At 66.9% G+C, this 3,212-nt stretch carries 4 protein-coding genes and 2 pseudogenes; 5 read left to right on the plus strand and 1 reads right to left on the minus strand.

From position 1 onward, the window contains the following. The 3 genes and pseudogenes from ACXAC4_RS20090 to ACXAC4_RS20100 form a co-directional block, all read left to right on the plus strand. Positions 1-261: pseudogene (locus ACXAC4_RS20090) on the plus strand (hypothetical protein); the annotation flags it as partial. A gap of 12 nt (positions 262-273) precedes the next feature. Next, positions 274-600: a hypothetical protein gene (locus ACXAC4_RS20095; protein ID WP_475164958.1), complete on the plus strand. Its 327-nt coding sequence runs from the start codon at positions 274-276 to the stop codon at positions 598-600. A gap of 24 nt (positions 601-624) precedes the next feature. Then, a complete protein-coding gene (locus ACXAC4_RS20100; protein WP_475164959.1) occupies positions 625-1,467 on the plus strand; it encodes a peptidoglycan DD-metalloendopeptidase family protein in 843 nt (280 codons plus the stop codon). Between the two features lie 86 nt (positions 1,468-1,553). Here the strand turns inward: ACXAC4_RS20100 and ACXAC4_RS20105 are convergent, their stop codons facing one another. Further along, positions 1,554-1,796, minus strand: a complete 243-nt coding sequence (locus tag ACXAC4_RS20105; protein WP_475164961.1) for a hypothetical protein — start codon at positions 1,794-1,796, stop codon at positions 1,554-1,556. A gap of 1 nt (position 1,797) precedes the next feature. Between ACXAC4_RS20105 and ACXAC4_RS20110 the strand changes: the two genes are divergently transcribed. Next, on the plus strand, positions 1,798-2,367 hold the full coding sequence (locus ACXAC4_RS20110; protein ID WP_475164963.1) for a hypothetical protein: 570 nt from the start codon (positions 1,798-1,800) through the stop codon (positions 2,365-2,367). 491 nt (positions 2,368-2,858) lie between these two features. Next, a pseudogene (locus ACXAC4_RS20115) lies at positions 2,859-3,212 on the plus strand (hypothetical protein); the annotation flags it as partial.

Raw genomic sequence — 3,212 nt, forward strand, 5'->3', positions numbered from 1 at the left:
AAGGTTAATTCTCAGTCTTCCTCCAGACAAGGCAGCACCTCGCTCTTGGCCCAGCTGCGGATTGGCGGTATCATGGTCTTGCCCGTGGGGCAGTCCGACACCGTGCAACACCTCATCCGGGTGACGCGCACGGAACAGGGCTTTGACTATGACGAGCTGCGCCCGTGCGCTTCGTGCCGCTGGTGGAAGGTCTGGCCAGAGAGAGCTGACCGCCACCCGAAGCAGATTTACGAGACGCCCCGGGACAAGGGGCGCAGTTGAGGATCGAGACAGATGGACGACAGCCTCCGCAATTCCGCCGCCCGCATCGCCGGGCCGCTGGCCGCAGCCGCCCTGCTGGCGGCCTGCTCGGGTCCGCTCGACTATGACATGCGCGGCCGCATGGGCGGCACGGTGGACACCTCGCAGGCGGCCCTCGCCGCCAGCACCGCCGACCGCCCCGCGCCCGACGCCCGCGGCGTGATCTCCTACCCCAACTATCAGGTGGCCGTGGCCCGCCGCGGCGACAGTGTCGCCGCTGTGGCCAGCCGCGTCGGCCTGCCCGCAGCAGCTTGCGCGCTACAACGGCATGCAGGCGGACGACGTGCTGCGCGACGGTGAGGTGCTCGCCCTGCCGCGCCGCGCGTGGCCGAGCCCACCGGCGGCAACGTCGATATCGCCACTCTGGCCGGAAACGCCATCGACAGCGCCCCCACCACGACGCCGTCGCGCGCCGCCACCGTCACCTCCTCGACGCTGGCCCCCGCGCCCACCGGCAGCACCGCGGCCACAGGCACCGAGCCGATCCGCCACAAGGTGCAGCGCGGCGAGACCGCCTATACCATCGCTCGTCTCTACGGCGTGACGCCGAAGTCGCTGGGCGAATGGAACGGGCTCGACGCCAATTTCACCCTGCGCGAAGGCCAGTATCTGCTGATCCCCGTGGTCGAGGAACAGGGCACCCGCGCCGAGCGCGTGACCGTCTCGCCGGGGAGCGGCTCGCCGACGCCGCAGCCGCCCTCTGCCAGCCAGCCGCTGCCGCAGGACGAGCCGTCGCGCGCGGTGCAGACCGCCAGCGCCGCAAGCACCCCCGCCAAGCCGGTCGCCGACATCGGGCAGGCCGCCGCGACCAATTCCAACGCGGTGATGGCGATGCCAGTGAACGGCTCGATCGTGCGCGAGTATTCGAAGGGCAAGAACGAGGGGATCGACATCTCGGCCCCCGCGGGCAGCGCGGTCAAGGCCGCAGCCAGCGGCACCGTCGCGGCGATCACCCGCAACACCGAGAACGTGCAGATCGTGGTCATTCGTCACGCCGACGAGTTGCTGTCGATCTACACCCATCTCGACGGGCTGCAGGTCAAGAAAGGCGATGCGGTGAGCCGTGGCCAGACCATCGGCTCGGTCCGCGCCGCCGATCCCGCCTTCCTGCACTTCGAGGTTCGCAAAGGGTTCGACAGCGTCGATCCGATGACCTACCTGCGCTGAGCGCAGCCTGAACGCAGACCCCCCCAAAGCAAAAGGCCCGGCAATCGCCGGGCCTTTTTCGGTGTCGCCTTGGGCGCGTGGCCTGCTCAGGCCAGCGTCACGGAAACCTCGCCCAGCCCCTCGATACGGCCCGACACCTCGGTCCCGGCGGGGAAATAGGGCAGCCCACAGAGCGAGCCGGTGATCACCACCTGCCCCGGCTGCAGACCGCCGCAGTGATCGCCCAGTACCTCGCAGAGCAGCCCGAGGTTGGCGAGCGCCGAGCCTCCGGGCACATTCGCCTCGCCGTCCAGCAGGCGCGTCTCGCCCGCATCGCACCACGCCGCCACGGTGCCAAAATCGCTGCCGTCCCAATCCTCGAGTTCGCGGACCGACCATGCCCGCGTTGATCTGCATATCCGCCAGCTTCAGCGCCGGATCGGAGGCCGCTTCGCCGTCAAGGCGGGTGTCCACCAGTTCGATCACCACGCGCGGCGCGAAATACTCTTGCACCGGCTCGGGCAGGCCTGCGGCGGGCAGCGGCTTGAGAAGCTCGAAGCCCACTTCCAGCTCGATGCCCAGCTGATCGCGGGTTTTCGCCACACCGCCGGTGGCCACCACATCGGCTGCCGCAATAGGTGCCACGGTAGGCGCAAGCGCGCCCTTCCCGGCCCCGACCTTGAACCCTGCGACCGCGCCGCGCGCCTCGGAGACGGCCTGCTGCACGGCAAGACATTCGGCGCGGTCACGCGGCAGCGCCATGCCGGTCTCGGGCGCGAACCGCTGCCCGGAGGCGTGAGATTGCTGCAGTGCGGCGGCAAAGGCGGTGATCTGGGGGGCTTCGGACAAGGCAGGCGCTCCTGTGGGCATGGATCTGTGTCATGCGGCCCTGCTGCTGCGGTCCGCTTGAGGCTGGCTTAGACCATTCCCAAAGGGCAGCCAAGCGCCGGCAAATCTTTGCCAGTAAGCCCGCGACACTTGCGGGAACCCGCAGCCCATTTGTGCATCTTTCGCCGCCGAAACCATGCAAGTCGCGGCATCTCTTGTTCAATTTTTTGTGTCAGTTTTACCGGCGGAAACTTCGCAAGCTGCAGATGACGGCAAGGAACTGCCGGTTCTGCGATGCTGCAGCAGCAAATCGTGCGGCTTTCCGCATGTTTTCGCTAGAAAGTACGCACTTTCCGGTCTATTTCCAGCGCGCGCGGTGAACAAGTCGCCGCGCCGCACGTTCCGTCACGGATAGCTGATCGGCAAATATGTGCGACGGAATGACCTATTCGGTTTCGCGCTCGCAGCATTCTACGCGCGTGCCACCTTTACCGGACGCGCCCGTGCTGAGTGCGCCCGAACTCTTCTCCCGGGCTGGCCTCCTCCTCTCACTCCGTCAGCCCGGAAAGACTTGCGAGGCTGACTTGAGACTATCGTTCAAAATTCCGATCCTGTTGGGAGCGGTCGCGAGCCTGTCGGCATGCCAGTACGACGTGCTTGCACCGTCGGGCTGGGTGGCCGCCGAGCAGCGTGATCTGCTGGTCATTTCGACCCTGCTCATGCTGATCGTGATCATCCCGGTCATTTTCATGGCCATCTGGTTCCCGCTGCGCTACCGCGCAGATCGCCCCGATCAATCCGACTACGCCCCCAACTGGGCGCACTCCACCCGTCTGGAGTATGTGCTGTGGGCGTCCCGATCATCATCGTCGCCATCCTTCGCATCTACCCTACATCTACACCACCATCTTCCTGCCGCGCCCACCCGACCGGGTAGC

The sequence above is a fragment of the Pseudoalteromonas sp. AWM4_233 genome, from assembly GCF_056158285.1.